The following is a 21,108-nucleotide window of genomic DNA, read 5'->3' on the forward strand; positions in this document are numbered from 1 at the left end:
TCGGCTGGGAGGGTACGGCTGGCATGGCGTCCGGCATGAGGAACCTAGGGTCGGGTCAGCCCGCCATTCTACGGGCAAACCCGCTCCACGCCACAGTGAGTCGGATTACAGCAACGGCGCGCCGGTATCGCGTTTGACCTCGCGCAACGACAGCATCGATTCGATCGACGAGACACCGGGCAGGGCACGCAATACGTCGCGCGTGAACATGCCGTAATCGTCGAGATCGGTGGCGACTACCTCGAGCAGATAATCGGCGCTGCCGGAAATGTTGTGGCACGACACGATGCGGTCGATGGCTTGCACTTCGCGCTCGAATTGCTCGGACAGGGCGCGGTCGTGAACGGCAAAGCGCACATGGACGAAGGCTGTCACGCCAAGACCCAGCGCGCGATGCGACAGCTCGGCCCGGTAGCCCGTGATATAGCCGTCGGCTTCGAGCCGTTTCAAGCGCCTTGCGCAGGGCGTCTCCGAGAGCGCTACCCGCTCGGCGAGCCGGGCGTTGGAGATGCGGCCATCGCGTTGCACGATGGCGAGAATCGCCTGATCGATGGCGTCGAGTTCGTTCATTATCGGTATCCCGCTACGAAAGCTGCTGTAAAGATGGCATTCCACCACGATCTTCGATATCGGGAAAGTGTTGCCCTCATCTGTCCGGATTAAGCCGGTTGGTGGCACCTCGCGCGATGATGTTGGCGGATTTCGCGATAGGTTGGTTAAAGTTGGTGGAATTCACCATATTGGTAAATTATATAAGGTGGAAAACGCCATGTATCGCTCCTGATTTGGCGGGATCATTGGTCTCGTTCCGGCCGCTTCGGCCTTCAGGGGAAAACCATGGTTTCGCTGCAGTTGCTCACCGTCTTCATTGGCGCTTTGATCGTCGTCTATGCACTGCCGGGCCCGGATATGGCGCTGGTGATGCAGACGAGCATGACGCGCGGTGTGCGGCACGGCCTGGCGACGGCCGGCGGACTGGCGCTCGCGCGCGCCGGGCACGTGACGCTCTCGGCCTGCGGCGTGGCGGCGCTGCTGCGCACGGCACCGTGGCTGTTCGAGACGGTACGGATCGTGGGGGCTATCTATCTTGCGTGGGTGGCCATTCAGATCTGGCGATCACCGGCATTCGGCATGACGACGACCGAGGCGCCAACGGACGCCGCGCCGCCGCTCGCGCACGCCGTGCGACGCGGCGTGCTCTCGAGCGTGCTCAACCCGAAGGCGCTGCTGTTCTGTTCGGTGCTATTGCCGCAGTTCGTGCGCCCGGAAGCCGGCCCGGTCTGGACGCAGGTGCTCGAACTCGGCGTGCTGTTGCTGATCGTGGGGGCGATCTTCGATATCGCGCTCGCGTTCGGCGCGGCACGCATCGCGCGCTGGCTGCGCACCCGGCCGCTTGCCCAAAAAGTACAACGCTGGTCGTTCGGCGCAGCGCTCATGGCGTTCGCTGTGCGGCTGTCGCTCGACTGAAAAGCCGGGCACAATCCCTCCCACCGACATGCCAGCGATTTAATGCACCAATTTCGTGCATTTCGCTGCGACACCGCAAAAAAGGGTGCGACACAACGTCGCACCTCTTGAAATATAAGAATCTCCCACGATTGCTGCATTGCACAGCGTTTACCGCCAAACAGGTGCCGATCTGCTTGGAAATCGTCGCGCGTGTACGCGCGAAGGCTGCGCGACACATTGTCGCGCCGGCGGGTGAGCGATGTCCGGCCTAATTAAACTTCGGCATAATGCCGCACCGTGATGGAAGTAAAAGACAAGAAGTCGGACAGTGACTTGAGGTCTGCGGGCGGCACTCTGCCCCGGTTCCCGTCTTTTCGATGACACAGTCGTCGTAGTTCGACCGGTGCAACACCGGCGCGACGACTGCTCCCGTCCCACCTTAACCCTTGCCAACCTCCTGCGACCCTGCATCAGGCCGGTAAGCCCGTGTTGCGCCGTTCGCTGGCCAACTCAACCCTGTCGTGTGACATGAAGAAACACAGAAACCCGCGATTGTTTAGGCTCCTCGCCTTGTGCTCGCCGCTGCTTTTGGCTGGCTGCGGCATGACGCTGCTCGACCCTAAGGGGCAGATCGGAGTAGAGAACAAGAACCTGATCCTCACGGCCACCTGGCTGATGTTGATTGTGGTGATTCCGGTCATCCTGATGACGCTGTGGTTCGCGTGGAAGTATCGCGCGAGCAACAAGTCGGCGCGCTATGAGCCGAACTGGTCGCACTCGACGGCCATTGAGGTCGTGGTCTGGCTCGTGCCGATCATCATCATTGCGATCCTCGCGCGCATCACCTGGGTCTCCACCCACGAACTCGATCCGTACAAGCCCCTGGAAAGCCAGGTGAAGCCGATCACGGTCGAAGTCGTGTCGATGAACTACAAGTGGTTGTTCATCTACCCGGAACAGGGCATTGCGTCGATCAACGAGTTGGCCGTTCCTGTCGATACCCCGGTGAATTTCAAGATCACCTCGGAATCGATCATGAATTCGTTCTTCATTCCGCAATTGGGTAGCCAGGTCTACTCGATGGCCGGCATGGAAACGAAGCTGCACCTGATCGCCAATCACGTCGGCTCGTTCGACGGCATTTCGGCGAACTACAGCGGTGGCGGCTTCTCGGGCATGCGTTTCAAGACGCTGGCGATGACCGACAACGACTTCCAGCAATGGGTCGCCAAGGTGCGTGATTCGAAGAAGATCCTGGACAAGGATGCTTACGCTTCGCTCGTGCCGATGAGCGAGAACACGCCGGTCACGTATTACAGCTCGGTCGACGCGAAGATGTTCGAATCGATCCTGCACGCCCCGATGGCAAGTGGCATGGCCCAGCAACACGAAGGTCATGAGAACCACGGCGCCATGGAAATGAAGGGCATGGACATGAAGATGGAAATGAAGGGCGCGGGCACCGACGCCGCGACGGCTCCGGCCGCCGCTGTGAATGGGCAGAACGGCCAGTCGATGACCATGGCCATGGACAACGCCGGCGCGCACGCGATGCACGCCGGTACGGCCGCGCACGCGCATAAGGAGTAAACAACAATGTCAACGCTGTTTGGCAAACTGACTCTCGAAGCCATCCCGTACCACGAGCCGATCATCGTCGGCGCGGTCGGCATGATGGTGCTGGGGGGGCTGGGCATCTTCGCGCTGCTCACCTACTTCGGCAAGTGGAAGTACCTGTGGAACGAGTGGGTGACGTCGGTCGATCACAAGAAGATCGGCGTCATGTATGTGCTGGTCGCACTCGTCATGCTGCTGCGCGGCTTTGCCGACGCCATCATGATGCGTACCCAACTGGCGCTCGCCCACAATTCTCCCGGCATCCTCCCGCCGGATCACTACGACCAGATCTTCACCGCCCACGGCGTGATCATGATCTTCTTCGTGGCGATGCCGTTCATGACGGGGCTGGTGAACCTCGTGGTGCCGCTGCAGATCGGCGCACGCGACGTGGCGTTCCCGTTCCTGAACACGCTGTCGTTCTGGCTGTTCGCCGCCGGCGCAGTGCTGGTGAACCTGTCGCTGGGCGTGGGTGAATTCGCACGCACGGGCTGGCTGGCTTATCCGCCGCTCTCGGGCATTCAATACAGCCCGGGCGTTGGGGTGGACTACTACATCTGGGCCTTGCAGATATCGGGGTTGGGGACGTTGCTCACGGGTGTGAACTTCGTCGTCACGATTCTGAAGATGCGCGCCCCGGGCATGAACCTGATGAAGATGCCGATCTTCACCTGGACCTCGCTGTGCACGATGGTGCTGGTGTGCGCTGCGTTCCCGGTGCTGACGGTCACGCTGGGCCTGCTCTCGCTCGATCGCTACCTCGACTTCCATTTCTTCACGAATGAGTTGGGCGGCAATCCGATGATGTACATCAACCTGATCTGGATCTGGGGTCACCCTGAGGTGTACATCCTGATCTTGCCGGCGTTCGGTATCTTCTCGGAAATCATCTCGACGTTCTCGGGCAAGAAGCTGTTCGGCTACAAGTCGATGGTGTACGCCACGGCCGCGATCATGGTGCTGTCGTTCCTCGTGTGGGCGCACCACTTCTTCACGATGGGCTCGGGCGCCAGCGTGAACGCCTTCTTCGGTATCGCGACGATGATCATCTCGATCCCGACCGGCGTGAAGATCTTCAACTGGCTGTTCACGATGTACCGCGGTCGCGTGCAAATGACCGTGCCGGTGCTGTGGACGCTGGGCTTCATCATCACGTTCGTGATCGGCGGTATGACCGGCGTGCTGCTGGCTGTGCCGGGCGCCGACTTCGTGCTGCACAACTCGCTGTTCCTGATTGCTCACTTCCACAACGTGATCATCGGCGGCGTGCTGTTCGGTTACATCGCCGGCATGAACTACTGGTTCCCGAAGGCTTTCGGCTTCAAGCTCGACGAGCGTCTGGGCAAGGCAAGCTTCTGGTGCTGGCTGATCGGCTTCTACCTCGCGTTCATGCCGCTGTACGTGCTGGGCCTGATGGGCATGACCCGTCGCCTGAACCACTACAGCAACCCGGATTGGCAGCCGTGGCTGATCGCCGCCCTGATCGGTGCGCTGTTCATCGCCGCCGGTATCGGGTTCCAGGTGCTGCAACTGGTGGTCTCGATCAAGAACCGCAAGGCGCTGGCCGACACCACGGGCGATCCCTGGAATGGCCGCACGCTGGAGTGGATGACGTCGTCGCCGCCGCAGTTCTACAACTTTGCCGAAGAGCCGCGCGTGCATGACGTCGACGAGCTGGCCTATCGCAAGGAGCACGGCATCAAGGGCGATCTGAAGACGAGCTACGCCCCGATCCACATGCCGAAGAACACGGGCGCCGGTTTCATCATCAGTGCGTTCTCGCTGGTGTTCGGTTTCGCTGCCATCTGGCACATCTGGTGGCTGGCTATCGTCGGCTTCGTCGGCATGATCGTGACGTTCATCTGCCGCAGCAACGACGATTCGATCGACTACTACGTGCAGTCGCCGGAAGTGGTGGCCATTGAAACGGCTCACCATCAGGCACTGGCCGCAGCAGCAAAGGCTTAATCATGACGAGCGAAGTTCTCAAACACTCTGGCGCGCATGCCGATGCGCATGCGCACGACCACGCGCACCACGACACCGGGGGCAACACGATCTTCGGTTTCTGGGTGTACCTGATGACCGACCTGGTGCTGTTCGCCAGCCTGTTCGCCACCTTCGCGGTGCTGCGTGACTCGACGGCGGGCGGCCCCACGGGCAAGGAACTGTTCGACCTGAAGTTCGTGCTGGTCGAAACGTTCATCCTGCTGTTCTCGTCGATCACCTATGGCTTTGCCATGATCGGCCTGCACAACGGCAAGAAGGGCGCCGTGATGGGCTGGCTGGCGATTACCTGGCTGCTGGGTGCCGGGTTTATCGCGATGGAACTGTATGAGTTCCATCACCTGATCCTCGAAGGGGCGGGCCCGAACCGTAGCGGTTTCCTGTCGTCGTTCTTCGCACTCGTGGCAACCCACGGTCTGCACGTGGCTTCGGGCCTGCTGTGGATGGCTGTCCTGATGTTCCAGATCGGCAAGAAGGGCCTGAGCTCGACCAACACCACGCGTCTGCAGTGCCTGTCGCTGTTCTGGCACTTCTTGGATGTGGTCTGGATCGGCGTGTTCACGGTCGTGTACCTGATGGGAGCGATGTAAATGAGCAATAGCAAATCGGTGCAATCGCACGGCCACGACGCTGGCCACAATGCGGCCGGGGGTAGCCACGGCAGCGTGAAGTCGTACCTGATCGGCTTCGTGCTCGCGGTGATCCTGACGGTCGTGCCGTTCAAGCTGGTGATGGATGGCACGATGCCGCCGTCGACGGTGCTGCCGCTGATTCTTGGCGCCGCCCTCGTGCAGATCATCGTCCACCTGATCTACTTCCTGCACATGGACCGTTCGTCGGAACAGCGCTGGAACGTGATGGCGTTTCTGTTCACCGTGCTGATCGTGGCCATCGTGCTGGTCGGCTCGCTGTGGATCATGCACAACGCCAACTCGCTGATGATGCCGGGGATGTAAATCTTCCGGCCTTGCCCGGTCGTTCAGGGCAAGACAAAAAGGCGGCACCGGATTTCCGGGCCGCCTTTTTTTATGGGGATGCGGGGGAAGAGGCGAAGCGCTGCCTCGGGGGCAATGCTTCGCGACGCTACGTGAGGCCTTGAGGCTTAGCCGTGCGGCGCCTTGTCGTCCGGTGGCGTGTCCGACGTCGGTGCCGCCAGAATCACGCCGGGGCGTACCGGCAGGTCGGGGCGGATACCCAGCAGCGGCAGCGCCTGCGATGCGATCTCTGCAAACGCCGGGCCGGCCGCCTGACCGCCAAAGTGCTGCGACGCCTTGGGCTCGTCCACCGACACGGCAATCACCAGACGCGGCGCGGACAGGGGCGCGATGCCCACGAACGACGCGCGATACTTCGAGTGATCGTAGCCATGTGCGCCCGCCTTATAGGCCGTCCCGGTTTTCCCGCCAATGCTGTAACCGGCCACCTGTGCGGTCGTGGCCGTGCCGCCGGTGTCGACCACGGCGGCTAGCATCTTGCGCATTTCCGTCGCCGTGCGGGCGTCGATGACGCGCACCCCTTCGGGCTGCGTTGGCGAATCCGGCTTGATGATGGAGATGGGCACGAGCACGCCGTCGTTGGCGAATATCGTATAAGCCCGCGCCAACTGGAACAGCGACGCCGAAATCCCGTAGCCGTAGGCCATCGTCGCCTGCTCGATGCGCCGCCACGACTTGTACGGACGCAAACGGCCCGACACCGCACCGGGGAATCCCAGCTTCGGCTGCTGACCCAGGCCGATCTCGGTGAACATGTCCCACATTTCCTCGGCGCGCAGCATGGTCGACACCTTGGTCATGCCGATGTTGCTCGACTTCTGGATGACGCCTGCGGCCGTCAGCACGCCGTTCGCGCTATCGTCGCTGATGGTCGCGCCTTCGAAGGCATATCGCCCGGGGCCGGTGTCGATCAGGGTGGTCGGCGTCAGACGATGCAGGTCCAGCGCCAGTGCCATCGTAAACGGCTTGAGAATCGAGCCGGGCTCGAAGACATCGGTGAACACACGGTTGCGCAGTTGCTCGCCGGTCAGATGCTCGCGGTCGTTCGGGTTGTACGTCGGGAAGTTCGCCAGCGCCAGCACCTCGCCCGTCTTGGCATCGATGACGACCGCCATCGCCGCCTTTGCGCCTGTGCGTTCCAGCGCGTTCTTGAGCGCCTCATAGGCGATGTATTGCACGCGGGTGTCGAGCGTGAGGCGAATGTCCTTGCCGTCGCGCGGCGGGCTGGAGTCGTCGAGATCCTGAATGGTGCGGCCAATGCGGTCCTTGATCACACGCCGCACCCCGGCCGTGCCTTCGAGCAAGGGCTCCTCGCCAAGCTCCATGCCTTCCTGACCTTTGTCTTCGACGTTGGTGAAGCCCACGACGTGTGCGGCAACATCCCCTTCAGGGTAGAACCGCTTGTATTCGCTGCTTTCGTAGACACCGGGGATGCCGAGCGCTTCGACTTGTTTGCCAACGTCCGGCGACACCTGACGCTTCACGTAGACGAATTTCTTCTCGCCAATGAGCTTGGTGCGCAGTTCCTTTGCGGGCATGTCGAGCAGCTTGCTGGCTTTCTGGATGTCGCTGTCGGAGAGGTCGTCGGGGACTTCGGCGGGCACGGCCCAGACCGTGCGCATCGGCAGGCTGGTCGCGAGAACGCGTCCGTCGCGATCTTCGATCTTGCCGCGCACGGCGGGCATGACGATGGTGTGCTCGTAGCGCTTTTCGCCCTGCGCGATGTAGAAACCGTTGCCGGGACCGGCAATCCAGAAGGCTCGCACGACCAGCCCGATGAACGCGAGGGTGATCATGATGACAACGAGCTTGGAGCGCCACAACGACATGCGCGATTGCAATACCGGACTGGAGGCGAACGTGACGTCCTTGGGCTGGCGATTCTTTTGCATAGCGCTCGCGAAGGCGGTAAGAGGCGTGAACAGCAATGAGCCGATCGACAAACTCTGGCTCAAATTCTAGGCGAGATAGCGTAGCATGCAAGCGTCTGTTGCAATAGCGCAAAAGCCCCGTCAGACGGGGCTTTCAGGGTTATTTTCGAGGCTTTCGGGCCGGCTTTTCGCACGGGTGTCGGCTGATGAAACCGGAGGCGGATTTTTCCGGCGGACGAGGGCCGTACACGCGAAGCGATCTTGCGCGTGTCTCTCGCTTGTCTCGTACTTGTCACGCACTACTTCGCCGGGCCGAAGCGCACGTCCGCATACCACGCGTGCGCACTCGCATGCGTGTTGTCGCTGTCGGTGAAGATGCCGTAGCCGAGCAGCTTGCCCGGCTTCTCCTTGTAGATGCGCTCGTAATCGGCCGCGACGTTACGCGAGAAGGTTTGCCACTTGCCAAGCGACGCCTCGCCGCCCGCGACCACGAGCATCTGTACCCGGTCGGTATGCGGGTTCTGGATGACGCTCCCCGGTGCGGCGTCGTTGGACCAGACGTACATGAGCGTGGCGTATGGCAAGTCTTCTCCCCCGGCCTTGGCCAATGTCATGGCTGCCCGGTCGCCGAACGGCAGCGTGGACTTGTCGCCATCGAAGAAGAACACCAGCCGTGCCGGAGAATCCTCTTTGTCGCTCACGCGGTTATCGGCACCCGGGATCGCCTTGTCGACCTTCCAGCGCCAGCTCACGTTTGGCGTTTCGTTCAGGTCGATGCCGTCTCCCTTAGCCATCAGCGCCGACGCGGAGTCCACGGAATTGGCCTCGATGACATTGCGCCCGCCATCGGCGACAACGGTGTACGTGGTGAGCTTCTTGCCGCTGACGACCGGCAGGTTCTGCCAGCCGGTGGGTAAGGCGTTGCCCGGACTGGCTTTCGAGAACGGGATGGCGCTCGGCGGCGCCGTGGCGGCATCGGCTGCGAGGGCGGCATTGCCCATTGTTGTGGCGAGTGCGACAGCGACCAGACTGAGCGTCGGTCTCCCGATCCGGATCAGAGGAAGGATCCCATGGGAGGAGGGACGCGCGGCCGCGCGAGGCAGCCAGCCGAAGCGGCGAAAGGGGCCGAGCAAGCCCGGTGACGAGACGATGCGATGCATGATGAGCGACTCCGGCGTAGGCAGGCAAACCGCTGGCACCGGCCGGATGGCCCGTGCCTCCGGGGGGACTGCCCCCCATTCAACTGCTATCGACGACTGAACGGCAAGAGGATCAACGCTGTTGCAGGGCGACGCGCAAGCCCAGGCCGATGAAGATCGTCCCGATGATCTTGCCCTGCCAGCGCAACAACCAGGTGAAGCGTTGCACGAATTTGCCGAGCGGGCGCACGGACAACGCAATCGCGGCCGTGTAAAGCGCACTCATCGCGACAAACACCAGCCCCAGCACGAGGAACTGCGCGAAGACATTGCCCTCGCTCGCATGCACGAACTGGGGCATGAAGGCGAGGAAGAAGAGGGCGGTTTTCGGATTGAGCACTTCGGTGGCCACGGCCTGTACGAAGGCACGTCCGGGCGAGACCTTCGGGGCGGCGGGCAACTGCGGATCGGACGGACGCTCGCGCAACGCTTTGATTCCCAGATAGATCAGATAGGCCGCCCCCACGTACTTCACGACATCGAAAGCCAGTGCGGAGGTCATCAGCACTGCCGAGAGTCCCACTGCCGCGCACAGGGTGTGCACGAGGTCGCCGAGCGCAATCCCCATGCCCGTCATGACGCCGGCGCGACGTCCGCCTTGCACGGTTCGTGTGATCGTCAGCAACACCGCAGGGCCAGGAATCAGGAACAGCCCGAGTACAACGACAACGAAAGTGGCGAGGGTGGCAAAGGTCGGCATGGGGTCTCTCCGGCGAAATCGGTGGCGACGCAATGGCGACATCATCCCAGATTCCGCGACATCGTGCCCGAAAGCGGGCCGGGCGAATGCAGAAGCGCCTCCCACGGCGTCAGCGCAGGATGTTTGCCTTTACGACGTCAGAAAAAGGAAGCGACATGCCATTCGTGTCCCATGCGGCATCTTCATCCCCCGGTACCTTCCCGCACCTTGCCTACGAGGCGGTGAGCTGCCTCTACGACGGGCTCAAGGGCGACTTCACGGGGGCTGTCGCATGTTTGAGAGACAGTAGCCTGCATCATCTGCTGAGCGATGCCTGGCGAAGCACGAGTCAGCGGCATCAGGAGCAGGCGTTGAGTGTTCAGGGCACGTCGGTGATGTCAGGGGTTGCCGGCGCGGCGGATGTGGCGTTCGCCTGTGCGCTCAGCGCGTTGACCATCGGTGCCGCCTGCCGCTATCTGTGGCCGGAAATGCGCGCATTGGAAAACGCCATCGGTGAGGGCGCGCAAGCCCAGCGTGCGTGGGCGCGTCAGACACAGTTGCAGCTTCGTCGTCGCACCCCGGAAGATCTCACTTCGATGCGCCAATGCCTCGCCGCCTTCGACGCCACGCAGATCTTCGCCAACACCACGCCATCCGCAGCGCGTTCCGCACCCGGCGCCGCCGTGTCGGGGCGCAAGCTGGCCGAGCAGAAAATCGCGGAGGCCCTCATCCTTCATATCGCCGATGCACCGCAAACCTGCGTGGCCCAAAGCGACCGGGTGGCGTCGCTGTGTCAGCTTCTGGCCCATGGCCTTGGCTTCACGCTGCCGCACAAGATGCGTGAAGCGCTGCGCGTGGACGATGCCCGGCCATCGCTGATCCGATATGACGGCGCCTTCACGTTGCTGCGCGAACGTCTCGAACCGGATTGGCGCCATGACATCGCCGGCTCACCGACATTCACGGTGCACCCGGTCGACGTTCAGCTTTTCGACCCGACCGAGACCACCGACGATCTGACGAAAGCCACACGTATCGCAAGGCGGCAATTGACCCATCCCGACGCGCTGCGGCGGGTTCGGTCTCGTGTCGTCGCGCTGATGGCGACAAGCGTGCGGGAGGATTGCGGGAGCGCTGCCGACTGGCGGGATCTGGGCGAGTTTGCGTTGATAGCTGCTGTCCAGCGCGGGTTGCCTTGTGAGCGCGTGCTCGACGCGCTGGGTATCGCCGTGCGCGCGGGCGTGACGGCGCGCTTTGCCTGGCGTTGGACCGATGAACCGCAAGTGGGGCAGGCGATGACGTCGACGATTCCGGTAGAGGTCTCGCAATGGATCGCCCGCGTGCTGCTGATTGCCGGCAAGCCGCAGGAGGCACGCACCCCGTGTCCGCCTCGCCTTGCGGCGCTGGCACGCGGCGATACCCCGGCATCGTTGTTGATCGGCTCCCCCGACTGGATTCACCTTGTCGACGGTATTTGCAAGATGGGGCGTGACCATTGGCACGCCGATTACGCGACAGTATGCGAGGCAGGCCGGACATAACGCATCACGCATGACGCATCACGCGAGCGGCCCGATCTCCGGACCGCCTCGCACGACTCAGAGATACGCCCCGCCGAGTAACCCCACGACACTGCCGGCCGCGAGCCACCACAGCGGGTGGACACGGGTGCGGATCGCGAGCACGGCCACGCAGGCGGTGATGCCCGCGAGCAGCCACGACGTTGCCGACGCTTCGGCAATGAGCGCGGCACTTGCGGCGACCAGCCCGGCCGTCATCGGTACCAGACCGGCCTGCACGATGCGGCGCCACGGCCGGTCCTTGAAGCGCTCCCACAGGTGCAACACGCCGACGGTGATGAGCGAGGACGGTCCGAACTTCGCGAGCGACGTGACCAGCATGCCCTGCCAGCCGGCCACATGCCAGCCAACGAGCGTGACGATCATGAGGTTCGGGCCGGGCGCCGCCTGTCCCAGCGCGAACAACGCGCTGAATTCTTCGGACGTCATCCAGTGATGCAGATCGACGACCTGACGCTCCATCTCGGGCAGGATCGTGTTGCCGCCGCCAAACGCCAATACCGACAACTGCGTGAAGATGAGCGCGAGCGAGATGAGCGTGCCGGTCATTGCGAGACCCTCCAGGTGGCGTAGATGGAGATCGGCGTCATCACGAGCATGGTGAGCACCAGCGGCACACGCAGCACGGCAATCGCGATGAAGCACGCCACCGCCACCCCCGCCAGCGCGACGGACTTGCGCAACGGCCACGCCACTTTCCATGCCATTTGCACCAGCAGGCCGGCCGCCGCTGCCGCGAGCCCGGCGAAGAGGTGCTTCACGTGCGGATCGCTCTGGAAGTGCTGATAGATCGTGCCCAGCCCGATGACCACGGCAGACGGTGCGGCGATCAGCCCGAGGATCGAGGCGAGCGCGCCGCGCCAGCCGTGAAAACGCATGCCGAGTGCGACCGACAGATTGATGATGTTGCCGCCGGGCAGGAACTGACACAGCCCCAGCAGATCGGTGAATTCGGCCGGCGTGACCCAGCGATGCTTCTCGACGATCATGCGCCGCGCCAACGGCAACGCGCCGCCGAATGCGGTCATCCCCAGACCGAGAAAACCAAAGAAGAGGGCGCGAATGCTGGGGGCGTCGGCAACGGGCGTGAGTGGCATCGTGGCGGGGGCGCCGGATGCGGCAGGGGTGGTTGGGGCCGGAGTGCTCATGGCGGTGGGTTCTGGAAAACGGGACTACGGTGGGGGCCGCCGGCAGGGAGCGTCTTCGGGGGAAGGATGCACGAGTGCCGCGCGGAACCCCTTGAGATTAGGTGGATTGCGCTATATTGTCCAATATATGGAAGTGACTTGATTCATATCGAACCAATATGGCAAATATCGACATACGCCTGCTGCGCTACTTCATTGCAGTGGCGGAAACGGGACACATGACGCGCGCTGCGGAGCGTCTCGGTATCGGACAGCCGCCGCTCTCGCAACAGATCCGGGTGCTGGAAACGCAACTGGGCGTCACGCTCTTCGAACGTCTGCCACGTGGCATGGCGCTCACCGATGCCGGTCAGGCGTTTCTCGGCGATGCCTATGATGTCGTGCGCAAGCTCGATCAGGCGGTAGACGACGTGCGCCGTGTCGCGGCGGGCATCAAAGGGCGGCTGTCCGTGGGCTTCACCAGCTCGTCGGCGCTGCATCCGTTCGTACCGACGGTGATTCGTGCGTTCCGTCGCGATGCCCCGTCGGTGTCGTTGATGCTCGACGAAAGCAGTACGAGCGAATTGCTCGACGGGCTGCGCGACGGTCATCTGGACGTCGCGTTCATTCGTCAGCCGCAGGGCGATATCGGGCAGATTGTCTTCACGCAGGTCCTCGAAGAGTCGATGGTGCTTGCCGTGCCATCGGCGCATCCGCTCGCGCTCACGGGGCGTGCAGGCAAGGCGGCCGTGCCGATGACGGCCATCGCGGCGGAGAAGCTGATTCTCTATCGGCGCCGCACCGGGCAGGGACTCTACGACGCGATCATTGCCGCGTGTCATGGCGCGGGCTTTAGTCCGAACATCGAACAGGAAGCGCCGCGTCTGCTCACCACGCTCTCGCTCGTCGCGGCAGGGCTGGGCGTGTCGGTGGTGCCTGCCTCGCTCATGCGTATGCAGGTCGAGGGCATCGTCTATCGGCCGCTCGCGCCCGCACCGCGAGCGCCGCTGTACTGTGCATATCGCGAAGGCGTGCTGGCCGGGCCGACCGCGCGACTGCTCGATCATGTGAATGAGACCGCGCAGACTGTCGTCGCCGAGTGACGAGCGACCCGCAACGTGCCGCGGCAGGCGACGACGTCAGGCCGTGGTGCTGCCCTTTTGCGTCAGCAGCGCCTCGATATGTCCGTGCAGACCGACATCGCTCCACTCCAGTTCGCCCATGCGCCAGAAGCGCGCGTTGCCCGCGCGATCGATGAGATACGTAGCGGGCAAGCCGAGCGATCCGAAGCGCTTGTAGACGGCGCCGTCGGCATCGAGCAGGACCGTACCGTCGATGGGTAGCTTGTCGATGAACGGCTTCACCGTGGCGAGCGGCTCTTTGTAATTGACGGCGACCAGCGCGAGGCCTCGCTGACGGTATTGACGTGCCACTGCGCCCATCGCCGGGATTTCTTCGCGGCACGGGCCACACCACGTCGCCCAGAAGTTGAGGATGACCACGCGCCCGCGCCATTCGGACAACGCGTGTGGCTTGCCGTCGAGCCCGTCGAGCGTGAACGCAGGAGTCGCGCCGCGCCATGCCGACAGCGTGCCGCCGGACGCCCCGGCGAGCGCACTGTCGTCCACTTCTGCCGCCCCCTTGGCGGGCCCGGCCGCTAACGCGTGTGCACCGGTGCCGCCCAGCGCACCGGCCGTTCCGAGGGCCCCGAGGGTGTGAAGAAAATGACGGCGTTGCATGGCGGTGCTCTCCTGCGGGTGAGTGTCGTGAATGTCGCGGTTCGTGTCAGGCCGTGATTTCGCGGGCGTTCATGCGATAGCGGAAGGTGTCCGGATTGAGGCTGTCGAGCTGGGCACGCGCCACTTCGCCGTTCGGATACATGAGGAATGGCACCGCATGATCCTGCGCCGCGCGTGCACCGGGCAGCGGTACGTCGGCGCCGTGGTTGAACGCGACCCAGTTCATCTCCCACTGGCCGAAGAGCATCGCGCGCGCAGCCCGCACGCGCAGATCGTCGAGCGGCAGGCCGCCAGGCACTTCCTCAAGTACGACCTTGCGCACATCTGCCGGGTCGACTGGCACCCAGCCGTAACCGGCGGCGTAGAACTCGGCCCGGCAATGCTGTGCACGCGTGACGTCGCCCGCTTTGCCCAGACTGTTGAAGCCATGATTCGACGTCGCGACGCGCACGCCGTAAGCGTCGCGTGCGGGAATGCCGACCGAGCGTGCGAGTGCGGTGAACAGCGCGTTGATGTCGGCGCATTTGCCCGCGAGGTCACCCGTGGTGAGCATGTAGCGCACGTCGCCGGTGCCGCAGCCGCGCACCGAGCCTTCGCGGCGGCAGTTCTCGACGATCCATTGGTAGATGGCGCGCGCTTTTTCGACGTCACCCTTTTCGCCGCGGGTGATCTTCTCTGCCGTCTCGCGCACAAGACCGTCGGTCGGCTGGAGTGCCGTCGGGCGGAGATATTGACGCAGGACCTCGGGCGATTCGCGCGGCGCATTCGCGGACGGTGGCTGTGCGAGATCGACACGCCGGTCGCGCGTGGCGAAGGTGTTCACCAGTGTGACCGTCCGAGGGGCTTGCGTGTCGTCGGGCCACGCCACGGCCAGCATCGGCACGCCAATGCCCGAGGCACCGCGCACCGTGCGCAACGCGGCGGTGGCGCCGGGCGCCTCCCAGCGCGTGCCGAGCGCACGCTGATAGCTCCCGGACGGCGACGCGGCCACCGGTAGCCAGACGTTCGCCGGGCCACGACCGTTACCGGCCGGCAGATCGACCTGCGTGGTCAGCTCGAAGGTGCGCCAGCCGTCGGCGGCGTCGGCCGAGGGCGTGCGTGACGGTGACGCCAGTGCGTTGGCGGGTAGCAGCGAGGTCGACAGGACGGATGCCGGCAGGACGGAAGCGGGCAGGGCGCAGGCACCCAGCGAGAGGAAGCGGCGGCGTTGCATGATGAGATCCCCTTTGGCGTCAGCGCTCACGGCGCATGGTGGTTAGGGTAGTGCGAAGGGTGCTGCAGTAGCGTGCTGAGGCTCGGCGACAATGGCCTGCTGCGATGCAGGCACCATGTGAACCGGTAGCATGGCGAGATCGACAGACCGCCATCGGTCATTTCGAGACATATCGACGCGCCAAAGCTGCTTCATAATACGTCGACTTTTGGCAAACTGTCGTCATGCCGGGAGCGACGCGCTTTCCCGAAGCCCTGAGCCGCGCTGCGGCGGGCTTCACGACGCGTTCCCGGCCATCCCCAACGAACACCAACGACCATGACCGCAATCGATGCAACTCAAGCAGGCGCCGCACCCGCCGCGCCGCGTCTGACTTCGCTCTCGCACGGTGGCGGCTGCGGCTGCAAGATCGCGCCGGGCGTACTGTCCGAACTGCTCGCCCGTAACGAAGTGCCGCTGCCGGCGCCGGCAGCGCTGCTGGTGGGCACCGAAACCTCCGACGACGCCGCGGTCTACCAGCTCAACGACGAGCAAGCCATCATCGCGACGACGGACTTCTTCATGCCCATCGTCGACGACCCGTTCGACTTCGGCCGTATCGCCGCGACCAATGCGCTATCCGATATTTATGCGATGGGGGGCAAGCCGATCTTTGCGCTCGCTATCGTCGGCATGCCGATCAACGTGCTGCCGCGCGAGACGATCCGCGACATTCTGCGCGGCGGCGAGTCGGTTTGCGCCGAGGCGGGTATCCCGATTGCAGGTGGCCACAGCATTGACTCGGTCGAGCCGATCTATGGACTCGCCGCCCTCGGGGTGGTGCATCCGAAACGGCTGAAGCGCAATTCCGACGCGCAGGCGGGGGACGTGCTGGTCCTCGGCAAGCCGCTCGGTGTGGGCGTGATGTCGGCGGCGCTCAAGAAGCATCAACTGGACGAGGCGAGCTATCGCCGCATGATCGACGCCACCACGCGTCTGAATCGTGTCGGCCCGGCACTCGCCGCGTTGCCCGGCGTGCATGCGCTCACGGATGTGACTGGCTTCGGTCTGCTCGGCCACACGCTGGAGATGTGCCGTGGCGCGAATCTGGCGGCCTATCTGCGGATGTCCGATGTGCCGCTGTTCGACGGCGTGCGCGAGTTGGCCGACAAGGGATGTATCACCGGGGCGTCTGGCCGGAACTGGGCGTCGTATGGCGCCTCGGTCGAAATGGGCGAGCGGTTGACGCAGCGCGATCGCGATCTGTTGTGCGATCCGCAGACCGCCGGCGGCTTGCTGGTGTCCTGCGCACCGGGGGCGGTCGACGACGTGCTCGCTGTCTTCCGTGCCGACGGCTTTGACGAAGCGGGGATCGTTGGCGCGATGCGTCCGGGCACGCCCGGGGTGCGCGTCATCTGACGGACGTTTCAGAGCCGGGCGCGCTTCCGGAGAAACGCGCCCGCGACGGTGCCTGACGTCATGCCGCCTGACGCTCGGCGTGACTGCCGATAAAGGCGATGATGGCTTCGCCAAGCGGCCCAGGCGCATCGCGATGCGGCGAGTGTCCGCAGGCCGCGAGCTTCACCACCTTGGCGTGCGGCACGTGCGCGGCGATGCTGTCCATCTGCGCCATCGTGCCGTACTCATCGTCTTCGCCCTGAACGGCGAGCAGCGGCTTCGAGATGCTCGCCACGGCGCCCACGAGATTCCATTCACGAAACGCCGGGTCCAGCCAGATATCGTTCCAGCCCCAGAACGCCGACTCGACGTCGTCGTGATAGCGGCCGAGCTTGGCCGGCAGATCGGTCGTTTCGTACACGGTCTTGGTCTTCGCAATGCTCTCTACCGACACGTCTTCGACGAAGAGGTGCGGCGCGAGCACCACGGCACCCGCGAGGCGATCCGGGAAGGCGGCCGAGAACAGCAGCGAGATCGAGCCGCCATCGCTGTGGCCGACGAGCCACACGCGATCCGCCTGCTCGGGGCCGACACCGACCGCGTCGAGAAACGCGGGCAGCACCTCGCGGGCCTGACGATGCATGAAATCCACCGGCCATTTCTCGTCATGCGCACGCGGTGTCGAGCGGCCGTAGCCGTTGCGCGAATACACCAGGCCGCGATAGCCGCCGGCGTCGCACAACTGCTGCGGCCAGTCCTTCCACATGGCGACGGAGCCCAGCCCCTCGTGCAGAAAGACCAGCAATGGCGCCTGCGTGCGCTCGCGATGGATCCATCGATACTCCAGCGAGAGCGGGCCGTGCGAGGCCGTCTCGATCCGGGCGAATTGGACTTCCGACATTGTCGTGTTGTCTCCTAAAGCAACTCGCGCAGCTTGAAGCGCTGCACTTTGCCGGTGGCGGTCTTCGGCAGATCGTCGACGAACACCAGCTCGCGAGGGTATTTGTGCGGCGCGAGCCGCGCTTTGACGAACGCCTTCAACTCGGTGGCCATCGCGTCCGTCGCCGTGACACCCGGTTTGAGGACGACGAAGGCCTGCGTCTTGGTCAGCCCGTTATCGTCGCGTCCCACCACGCCCGCCTCGAGCACGGCGTCGTGCTGCATCAACACCATTTCCACTTCGATGGGCGAGACGTACTGACCGCTGACCTTGAGCATATCGTCACTGCGTCCGGCGTAGACGTAATACCCATTGGGCAGTCGCTGGTACTTGTCGCCGCTCTTGAGCCAGTCGCCAAGGAACGTCGAGCGCGATTTCTCGCGATTGCACCAGTACATGAGGGCCGCGCTCGGGCCCTTGATGTACAGGTCGCCGATCTCGCCATCGGGGACGGGCTGGCCGTTCTCGTCGCGCAATTCCACCGCGTAGCCCGGCACCGGTTCGCCGGTCGTGCCGTAGGCGACTCGTCCGGCGCGATTCGACAGGAAGATGTGCAGCATCTCGGTCGAGCCGATGCCGTCGAGAATCTCCGCGCCGAAGTGCGCCGTGAATCGTTCGCCGATTTCACGCGGCAGCGCTTCGCCCGCCGACGTGCACAAGCGCAACGCCACGTCTTCGCGCGCGGGCAGATGCGGTGAGGTCAGCAGGTTGGCGTAGAGCGTTGGCACGCCGTAGAAGATGGTCGGGCGATGCCGACGCAGGCGCTGCGCCACGGCCTCTGCCGTCGGACGCTCGGCCATCAGCACGACCGTCGCGCCGACCGACAACGGGAACGTCAGTCCGTTGCCCAGCCCGTAGGCGAAGAAGAGCTTCGCGGCGGAGAAGGCGATGTCGTCTTCGCGAATGCCCAGCACGTTGCGGCCATACGTCTCGGCCGTCCAGTACAGGTTGGCATGCGTATGGACCGTGCCCTTGGGCTTGCCGGTCGAGCCCGACGAGTACAGCCAGAAGGCGATGTCGTCGCCGGCGGTGTCGGCAGGCATGGGGCTTGGCGGGCCGTCGACAAGCGCATCGAACGTCGGCAGAACGGTCGACGTTGCCGTCTCGGCAGCGATCGGCTGCGAGACGACGCATGGCGGAGGCGAGGGCACTTTATCCAGCGCCGCTTGCACCGTCGGCATCAGGGCGCCGGACGCGATCACGAGTTGCGCTTTGCAGTGCGTGATCATGTAGGCGTAATCGTCGGCGGTGAGCAGGGTGTTGACGACCACAGGCACGACACCGGCGTACAACGCGCCGAGGAACGAGACCGGCAGGTCGATGGTGTCGAGCATGACGAGCAGAATGCGCTCTTCGCGATGGATACCCGCGCGGGTGAGCCCGGCGGCGAAGCGTCGGCTTTGCTCTGCCAGTTCGCCGTAGGTCAGCGCACGTGTGTCGTCGAGATATGCAGTCTTGGCAGCGCGCTCACGATTGAGCGCCTCCAGATGCGCAGCGAAGTTGAAGTTCGCCGGCGGTGGGGTGAGTACGGCTTCCATGTTGCCTCCGGTGGATCACCGCGCGGCCACTGCTCACAATTGAACGGTGGAGGCGGCGTGAGTGCTTTATGGCGCTCTGACGGCGCCTGTATGAATCACCTTGACTGCGACGGCTTGCGACGACTGCTGGCGTAATGCGTTACGACTTCGGGAGTTCGACGGCGTCCTGCGTCAGCGCTTCGATCAATGCGGCGGGGCCTTGAACGGCCGAGCGCACGTGATAGAAGCGCAATGCGCGCAGGCCGCCCAGTTCTTCACCGCCACCGGCACGGCCCGGGCCGCCATGCAGCGATTGCGGCATGACGTTGCCGTGCCCGGTTTGTGTTTTCGCAACCGACGGATCGACCGCATGCACGCGTCCGTGAGCGTCGGCCAGCGCCAGGGCGGGCGCGCGCATGGCGATGGCGTCGTTGCTATAGAGGGAGACGACGAGCGAGCCCTGACCTCGCCTGGCGAGTGCGACTGCCTCGTCGATATCGCGATAGCCCACAAGCGTCGCGACTGGGCCGAAGACTTCCGTCTCGTGAATACGTTGACCGGCGGCACCGTCGCGCATGCCGAGGAGCACAGGCGCCACGCAGGCGCTGTGAGGACCGGCGTCGACGAAGACGGCGTCGCGATTGCCGTCATAAAGCGTTTCAGCCTCCTCCTGCAAATGTGCGATGCCCTCGAGCACGGTACGCTTGTGCTCAGTACTCACGAGCGAGCCCATCTTCACGGATTCGTTGCGGGGATTACCGACAACCGTCTTGGCGAGACGCTCGGCAATGGCCTCAGCCGCGGCATCGAAATGTTCCACAGGCACCATCGCGCGGCGAATGGCGGTGCACTTCTGGCCCGACTTGACGGTCATTTCACGCGCGACTTCGCGCACGAACTGGTCGAAAGCCGGCGTGCCCGATGCGGCATCAGGCAACAGGACGGCGCTGTTCAGGCTATCGGCTTCCACATTGATGCGTGCCGAGCGTTGCGTGAACGCCGGATGCGCACGCAGCGTGGCGGCGGTGTCGGCCGAGCCGGTGAAGGAGACCACGTCGAACGGCCCGATCCGGTCGAGCAGACCGGCGGCGCTGCCGCAGATCACCGACAGGCTGCCCGGGGGCAAAATGCCGGCGGCCACAACGTCGGCGACCATGCGCTGCGTGAGCCAGGCGGTCGACGTTGCCGGTTTGACGATGACGGGCACGCCCGCGAGCAATGCACCGGCAGCCTTTTCCCAGAGCCCCCATGCGGGGAAGTTGAAGGCGTTGATGAACAACGCCACGCCGGGTGTGGGACGCAGTACGTGACGTACCGCGAACGAGCCGTCCTTGGCTAGCGGAACCGTCGCACCGTCGAGCAGCGTGTGGGCATCGCCAAGCGCGGCACCGAGCTTGGCGTAGGTCGACAGGGTGTAGATGGCCCCATCGATATCGACCGCGGAGTCAGTGGCAACCGTGCCCGAATTGGCGGTGGCAATGGCGTAATAGTCGTCGCGATTCGCTTGCAGCGTGGTCACGATTTGGGAGAGCCGCTGCGCGCGTTCGCCATATGACAGGGCGCGTAGCGCAGGACCGGCGGTCTCGCGCGCGTAGGTGAACGCGGCGTCGAGATCCAGAGCGGCGCTTGAGACGAAAGCGAGCGTCTCGCCGGTGACGGGATCGGTGAGCGCGGTGGGAGCGCTTCCGTTCGACGTGCCCGGTGTGCCGGCCACCCATTGACCGGCAACGTAGTTTTCCAGCAAGGCAGGGGTACGCATGACCATGAACCGATGTGAATCCAGCAGAAGAATGTGCGT

At 64.0% G+C, this 21,108-nt stretch carries 19 protein-coding genes; 8 read left to right on the forward strand and 11 right to left on the reverse strand.

Annotation, left to right across the window (positions count from 1 at the left end):
• Nucleotides 1-105: 105 nt before the first annotated feature.
• Nucleotides 106-570, reverse strand: coding sequence for an Lrp/AsnC family transcriptional regulator (locus tag PI93_RS10685; RefSeq protein ID WP_039364951.1), 465 nt, complete (start codon nt 568-570; stop codon nt 106-108).
• 267 nt (nt 571-837) lie between these two features.
• Here PI93_RS10685 and PI93_RS10690 point away from each other — a divergent pair, with 267 nt between their 5' ends.
• From PI93_RS10690 to PI93_RS10710, 5 genes are all read left to right on the forward strand, one after another.
• Complete coding sequence (locus tag PI93_RS10690) at nt 838-1,467, forward strand: LysE family translocator (RefSeq protein WP_039364949.1); 630 nt, start codon at nt 838-840, stop codon at nt 1,465-1,467.
• Nucleotides 1,468-1,977: 510 nt separating this feature from the next.
• Nucleotides 1,978-3,039, forward strand: coding sequence for a ubiquinol oxidase subunit II (gene cyoA / locus PI93_RS10695; protein WP_080758943.1), 1,062 nt, complete (start codon nt 1,978-1,980; stop codon nt 3,037-3,039).
• Between the two features lie 15 nt (nt 3,040-3,054).
• Nucleotides 3,055-5,034, forward strand: coding sequence for a cytochrome o ubiquinol oxidase subunit I (gene cyoB / locus PI93_RS10700; protein WP_039365024.1), 1,980 nt, complete (start codon nt 3,055-3,057; stop codon nt 5,032-5,034).
• A 2-nt stretch (nt 5,035-5,036) separates the two neighbouring features.
• On the forward strand, nt 5,037-5,663 hold the full coding sequence (locus PI93_RS10705; protein WP_039364947.1) for a cytochrome o ubiquinol oxidase subunit III: 627 nt from the start codon (nt 5,037-5,039) through the stop codon (nt 5,661-5,663).
• The gene (locus tag PI93_RS10710) at nt 5,664-6,029 is read left to right on the forward strand and encodes a cytochrome o ubiquinol oxidase subunit IV (protein WP_010808614.1); all 366 of its coding nucleotides are present in this window, start codon (nt 5,664-5,666) and stop codon (nt 6,027-6,029) included. It abuts the gene before it with no gap.
• Between the two features lie 146 nt (nt 6,030-6,175).
• Here the strand turns inward: PI93_RS10710 and PI93_RS10715 are convergent, their stop codons facing one another.
• The 3 genes from PI93_RS10715 to PI93_RS10725 all read right to left on the reverse strand — a co-directional run bounded on the left by PI93_RS10715 (nt 6,176) and on the right by PI93_RS10725 (nt 9,838).
• Nucleotides 6,176-7,960 carry a peptidoglycan D,D-transpeptidase FtsI family protein gene (locus PI93_RS10715; RefSeq protein WP_039364945.1) on the reverse strand — a complete coding sequence of 595 codons (1,785 nt, stop codon included), beginning with the start codon at nt 7,958-7,960 and terminating at the stop codon, nt 6,176-6,178.
• 278 nt (nt 7,961-8,238) lie between these two features.
• The gene (locus tag PI93_RS10720; RefSeq protein ID WP_080758942.1) at nt 8,239-9,099 is read right to left on the reverse strand and encodes a DUF3047 domain-containing protein; all 861 of its coding nucleotides are present in this window, start codon (nt 9,097-9,099) and stop codon (nt 8,239-8,241) included.
• Between the two features lie 112 nt (nt 9,100-9,211).
• The gene (locus PI93_RS10725; RefSeq protein WP_039364943.1) at nt 9,212-9,838 is read right to left on the reverse strand and encodes a LysE family translocator; all 627 of its coding nucleotides are present in this window, start codon (nt 9,836-9,838) and stop codon (nt 9,212-9,214) included.
• A 155-nt stretch (nt 9,839-9,993) separates the two neighbouring features.
• Here PI93_RS10725 and PI93_RS10730 point away from each other — a divergent pair, with 155 nt between their 5' ends.
• Nucleotides 9,994-11,358, forward strand: a complete 1,365-nt coding sequence (locus PI93_RS10730; protein WP_039364941.1) for a hypothetical protein — start codon at nt 9,994-9,996, stop codon at nt 11,356-11,358.
• Nucleotides 11,359-11,415: 57 nt separating this feature from the next.
• On the opposite strand, the gene PI93_RS10735 is transcribed toward PI93_RS10730, so the two are convergent.
• Nucleotides 11,416-11,946 (reverse strand): chromate transporter, encoded by a 531-nt coding sequence (locus PI93_RS10735; RefSeq protein ID WP_039364939.1) that lies wholly within the window; start codon nt 11,944-11,946, stop codon nt 11,416-11,418.
• Complete coding sequence (locus PI93_RS10740; protein ID WP_080758941.1) at nt 11,943-12,545, reverse strand: chromate transporter; 603 nt, start codon at nt 12,543-12,545, stop codon at nt 11,943-11,945. The genes PI93_RS10735 and PI93_RS10740 overlap by 4 nt, the downstream gene beginning before the upstream one ends.
• Before the next feature lie 158 nt (nt 12,546-12,703).
• Here PI93_RS10740 and PI93_RS10745 point away from each other — a divergent pair, with 158 nt between their 5' ends.
• Entirely contained in the window at nt 12,704-13,627 is a 924-nt protein-coding gene (locus PI93_RS10745; protein ID WP_039364936.1) for a LysR family transcriptional regulator, read from the forward strand.
• A gap of 36 nt (nt 13,628-13,663) precedes the next feature.
• Here the strand turns inward: PI93_RS10745 and PI93_RS10750 are convergent, their stop codons facing one another.
• Both PI93_RS10750 and PI93_RS10755 read right to left on the reverse strand, forming a co-directional pair.
• On the reverse strand, nt 13,664-14,263 hold the full coding sequence (locus PI93_RS10750) for a TlpA family protein disulfide reductase (RefSeq protein WP_052240282.1): 600 nt from the start codon (nt 14,261-14,263) through the stop codon (nt 13,664-13,666).
• A 46-nt stretch (nt 14,264-14,309) separates the two neighbouring features.
• Entirely contained in the window at nt 14,310-15,476 is a 1,167-nt protein-coding gene (locus tag PI93_RS10755) for a transglutaminase-like domain-containing protein (RefSeq protein WP_039364934.1), read from the reverse strand.
• 318 nt (nt 15,477-15,794) lie between these two features.
• Here PI93_RS10755 and selD point away from each other — a divergent pair, with 318 nt between their 5' ends.
• The gene (gene selD / locus PI93_RS10760; RefSeq protein WP_039364932.1) at nt 15,795-16,874 is read left to right on the forward strand and encodes a selenide, water dikinase SelD; all 1,080 of its coding nucleotides are present in this window, start codon (nt 15,795-15,797) and stop codon (nt 16,872-16,874) included.
• A 58-nt stretch (nt 16,875-16,932) separates the two neighbouring features.
• Here the strand turns inward: selD and PI93_RS10765 are convergent, their stop codons facing one another.
• The 3 genes from PI93_RS10765 to PI93_RS10775 all read right to left on the reverse strand — a co-directional run bounded on the left by PI93_RS10765 (nt 16,933) and on the right by PI93_RS10775 (nt 21,075).
• Entirely contained in the window at nt 16,933-17,754 is an 822-nt protein-coding gene (locus PI93_RS10765) for an alpha/beta fold hydrolase (RefSeq protein ID WP_039364930.1), read from the reverse strand.
• A gap of 14 nt (nt 17,755-17,768) precedes the next feature.
• On the reverse strand, nt 17,769-19,331 hold the full coding sequence (locus PI93_RS10770; protein ID WP_039364929.1) for a benzoate-CoA ligase family protein: 1,563 nt from the start codon (nt 19,329-19,331) through the stop codon (nt 17,769-17,771).
• A gap of 139 nt (nt 19,332-19,470) precedes the next feature.
• Nucleotides 19,471-21,075: a 3,4-dehydroadipyl-CoA semialdehyde dehydrogenase gene (locus PI93_RS10775; protein WP_039364928.1), complete on the reverse strand. Its 1,605-nt coding sequence runs from the start codon at nt 21,073-21,075 to the stop codon at nt 19,471-19,473.
• Nucleotides 21,076-21,108: the final 33 nt, after the last annotated feature.

Source organism: Pandoraea fibrosis, from assembly GCF_000807775.2.
GTDB classification, from domain to species: domain Bacteria; phylum Pseudomonadota; class Gammaproteobacteria; order Burkholderiales; family Burkholderiaceae; genus Pandoraea; species Pandoraea fibrosis.